Origin of the sequence: Planktothrix sp., assembly GCF_046067725.1 — a bacterium.
Lineage (GTDB): Bacteria > Cyanobacteriota > Cyanobacteriia > Cyanobacteriales > Microcoleaceae > Planktothrix.
The window spans coordinates 1-3,635 of the sequence record NZ_JBJUDF010000048.1 but is presented as its reverse complement, the minus strand read 5'-3'; the positions used below and the strand labels follow the sequence as shown (position 1 = coordinate 3,635).

The following is a 3,635-nucleotide window of genomic DNA, read 5'->3' as shown; positions in this document are numbered from 1 at the left end:
TTCAGTTTGTGTAATCGCATCAACAATGCGACTGGCAGAATCATTATCTGAAATTCGCATCATCTGGGATAAATCCGTATAAAAAGGAGATTCTTTGGGAATATATCCTTTTTCTGCATAGCCGAAAAATGCCACCATCCAATATAATTTGGCAACACTGGCGGGAAATCTGAGAATTGTATTATTATATCCGGCAATCCGATGAGTTTTAGGGTTACTGACATCAATTAAACTAATCGATAAAGATTCGGTAGGTAATCCTTGGATTTTAGCAATTTCAACCGCTCGATCAACCAGGGTTTGTAAGTCTTTACTGGGAGTTAAATTCGGCGGATTTTTAACGTTATAAACGACTGTTTTATCATCCTGGGAAGCTGAGGCAGAAACCGTAATATTTTGGGTTTGAGATTGCGGTTTTGCAGGTGGAAAGATCAGTTTAAAAATGGTTCCAACTGTCCAAATTACAGTTAAGAATAAAGCCATTAAAAATAGAATTCGAGAATATTTTAATCGAACTAATGAATCAGGTTTAATTCTAACGTTATGCCTGAAAGGATAACCTCGAACCGAAGAACGTCGAACAGACCGACGGCGTTTTGTAATATAAGCCATATCCAAGAAAATAGGAAAATAAAATATAGGATAGCAGTTGTTTGTTAATCGTTGACAGATACCGAGTTGTTTAATTATCTATCGGGTAATGTTAAAGCGAGTTGATAGATTTGGCGACGGGGAAGACTGGTGGCTGCGGCGAGTTGACGACTGGCTTCTGAACGGGAAATCCCCTGCTGGAGAAGGCGTTCGAGTTCAGCTTTCAGTTGCTCTTCCGTCAGAGGAGTTGGGGACTCGCTGGCGCCTGCAATCACCAAGGTGAGTTCCCCTTTGGGGTTGTGTTCTTGATAGTATTGTACGGCTTCTACTAAGGTTCCTCGCCAGAATTCTTCATGGAGTTTGGTTAATTCTCGTGCAATTACAATTGACCGTTTTGAGTCTAAATTTTGCTCTAAATCTTGTAATGTTTCCAGAAGACGATGGGGGGCTTCATATAAAATGATAGTTCGAGATTCTGTTTTTAATAAAGTTAAACGCTGTTGACGTTCTTTGTTTTTTGTGGGTAAAAATCCTTCAAAAACAAATCGATCCGTTGGCAATCCCGCAACACTTAAAGCGGTTAAACTAGCACTCACCCCCGGAATCGGAATAACGGGAATTTCCGCCTCTAAACACGCTTTTACTAATTCATATCCAGGGTCAGAAATCCCTGGCATTCCGGCATCCGTAACTAAAGCGATCGCATTTCCCAGGCGCAGAGATTCAACCAAACTAGGAATCCGACGCTGTTGATTATGTTCATAGTAACTCAGTTGGGGCGTTTTAATGTCAAAATGGTTTAAGAGTTTGGCTGTATGACGGGTATCTTCGGCGGCAATCCAATTCACATTATGTAAAACTTTGATCGCCCGTAAGGTTATATCTTCGAGGTTGCCAATGGGAGTACCGACAATATAAAGAGTTCCAGCTTGAATATTCATGATTAATTAACAGCAATATGCAAAAATAAATGTGATATCAAACACATTCTTAGAAGGAGGATTTTAGCTATCTTAGAGGAAGGGATCGGAACTTGATCGAAGCCCTACCTACTTAGTGTATCGCGGGTATTGACTGAGTGATCAACAACCCGTTGTGTTGAAAGTCCTGCGGTGACAGGGAAACCCTTCTAATTCATTATCCCTTAATATCAACATTTTTTGATCTTATGGCACAAGGCTTATTTATTGGATTAATCACACTAGATTTTATTTATTCGGTTCACGAATATCCGAAGAAAAATCAAAAAATTGTAGCTTCTGATTATCTTGTTTCTGCTGGAGGGCCAGCGACAAACGCCGCCGTTACATTTAATTGTTTGGGAAATCAATCCAGTTTATCTGGTGTCTTAGGAATTCATCCTTTAACCCAACTCATTCGCTCAGATTTAGAGAATTATCAAATTAATATTATAGACTTAGATCCAAATCGTTTAGAAGCTCCTCCGGTCTCCTCAATTCTGGTGACTCCCAACACTGGAGAACGCACAGTTATTTCCATTAATGCAACCAAATCTCAAGTTTCAAACCGTTTAAATTTACTTGAATCTTTAGATAATATTGATATTATTTTAATCGATGGTCATCAAATCCCTATCAGTCAGGAAATTATTCAACAAGCTAAAATCAAACAAATTCCTATTGTCTTAGATGCTGGAAGTTGGAAACCGGGATTAGAACAGATTTTACCTGATATTAATTCTGTTATTTGTTCGGATAACTTTTACCCCCCTAACTGTCAAAACTCTGAAGATGTCTTTACTTATCTTCAATCCCTAAATATTCCTAATATTGCTATTACAAAAGGCGAAAAACCCATTCAATATGCTAGTCTTAAAGAAGGCAGTGGCAATATACCCATTCCCCAGATTCAAGCCATTGATACATTAGGAGCCGGAGATATTTTGCATGGCGCATTTTGCCATTTTATCTTATCCCAAAACTTTACGACCGCCTTAGCTGAATCCGCCCAAATTGCAGCTAAATCTTGCCTTTCTTTTGGGACTCGCCAATGGATTCAATCTTTAAACTATTAACTTTTCAGATTTTTATGATGCTAACAACTAAACAAAATTTACAACTGATTGCTGTATTTTGGACGATATTAGGCTTAACCTTTTTTGGACTAGGGTTAACTGATTGGTTCCATTTACCTTATTTAATTTATTTAGATGAATGGCATTTTTTATGGGCAATGGTTTCTGTTTGCATTGGATTAATAACCGGATGGATATTAGATTTAGTTGCTCAGACTGTGATTCAACAGAGTTTAGTAAAAACAGACATCAATCATAAGATTAACTTTTGGCAAATACTAGGGGTAAAACCTTTAATTTTATTAATCGTTTTGATCGGTTTAGGAACAATGTTCCCCCTAATCGGTTTCACTCTACCCTTACAGAGATTAGTTGATTTAGCATTAGGAACTGCATTTCTATGGAGTTGTTACCGTTATTGGTTCATCCTTTTCTCTGATCTGAATTTCCCTGAATCTTGATCTGCAAAAAATAAAATTGTAGACAATAGGAAATGATTAGGATATAATTAGAATAACAATTTTTATTAAAAATATTTATTATTCTGAATATGGCTGAGACTCAATCGTTAAAAATCACCCTCCCTCCTCTACAAATTACCTTAAATGATGGGCAACAAGTGAGTTTACAATGGTTGCCTCCATCCCCTCTAAATGAGTCTTCCCAAGCGCCTCAACCGCCTCAACTTCCTCAACCGCCTCAACTTCCTGATGGATGGAAAAAATGGGTTGCTGCTAATAAATTTATCAATCAATCCGATGAAGCGTTAATTCAATGTATGGTAAAACATGGCATAGATGTTAAGCTTGCCATGGAAGAAGTAACAGGCATTAGTAATCAACCTTATTTCCAAGCAGGACAAGAAATCTTACAAAAGTTACAAAAATTAGAATCGCTTTTACAAATTCAAAATCAACTGGCAACGTTAAACCCGAATTATTATACCATTCCTCGCATTCCTTTTTTATCCAAAGATGAATTTTTAGAACACTATTATAGTCAAAATAAA

General features: G+C 37.4%; 3 protein-coding genes and 2 pseudogenes. 3 read left to right on the top strand and 2 right to left on the bottom strand.

Translation table 11 applies throughout. The features are described from left to right. Together ACKPEB_RS02710 and rsmI are read right to left on the bottom strand one after the other, a co-directional pair. Window positions 1–612 (bottom strand): annotated as a pseudogene (locus ACKPEB_RS02710) (hypothetical protein); the annotation flags it as partial. Window positions 613–686: 74 nt separating this feature from the next. Then, window positions 687–1,532, bottom strand: a complete 846-nt coding sequence (rsmI, locus tag ACKPEB_RS02705; protein WP_408963248.1) for a 16S rRNA (cytidine(1402)-2'-O)-methyltransferase — start codon at window positions 1,530–1,532, stop codon at window positions 687–689. 227 nt (window positions 1,533–1,759) lie between these two features. Between rsmI and ACKPEB_RS02700 the strand changes: the two genes are divergently transcribed. The 3 genes and pseudogenes from ACKPEB_RS02700 to ACKPEB_RS02690 all read left to right on the top strand — a co-directional run. Beyond that, window positions 1,760–2,626: a sugar kinase gene (locus ACKPEB_RS02700; RefSeq protein ID WP_408963247.1), complete on the top strand. Its 867-nt coding sequence runs from the start codon at window positions 1,760–1,762 to the stop codon at window positions 2,624–2,626. Between the two features lie 14 nt (window positions 2,627–2,640). Further along, on the top strand, window positions 2,641–3,087 hold the full coding sequence (locus ACKPEB_RS02695; RefSeq protein WP_408963246.1) for a hypothetical protein: 447 nt from the start codon (window positions 2,641–2,643) through the stop codon (window positions 3,085–3,087). A gap of 89 nt (window positions 3,088–3,176) precedes the next feature. Continuing rightward, window positions 3,177–3,635 (top strand): annotated as a pseudogene (locus tag ACKPEB_RS02690) (cupin-like domain-containing protein); the annotation flags it as partial.

Bases quoted from the DNA above. Each gene is read 5' to 3' on its own strand.
- ACKPEB_RS02695 (WP_408963246.1), top strand. From the start codon at position 2,641: ATGATGCTAACAACTAAACAAAATTTACAACTGATTGCTGTATTTTGG.
- rsmI (WP_408963248.1), bottom strand. From the start codon at position 1,532: ATGAATATTCAAGCTGGAACTCTTTATATTGTCGGTACTCCCATTGGC.
- ACKPEB_RS02700 (WP_408963247.1), top strand. From the start codon at position 1,760: ATGGCACAAGGCTTATTTATTGGATTAATCACACTAGATTTTATTTAT.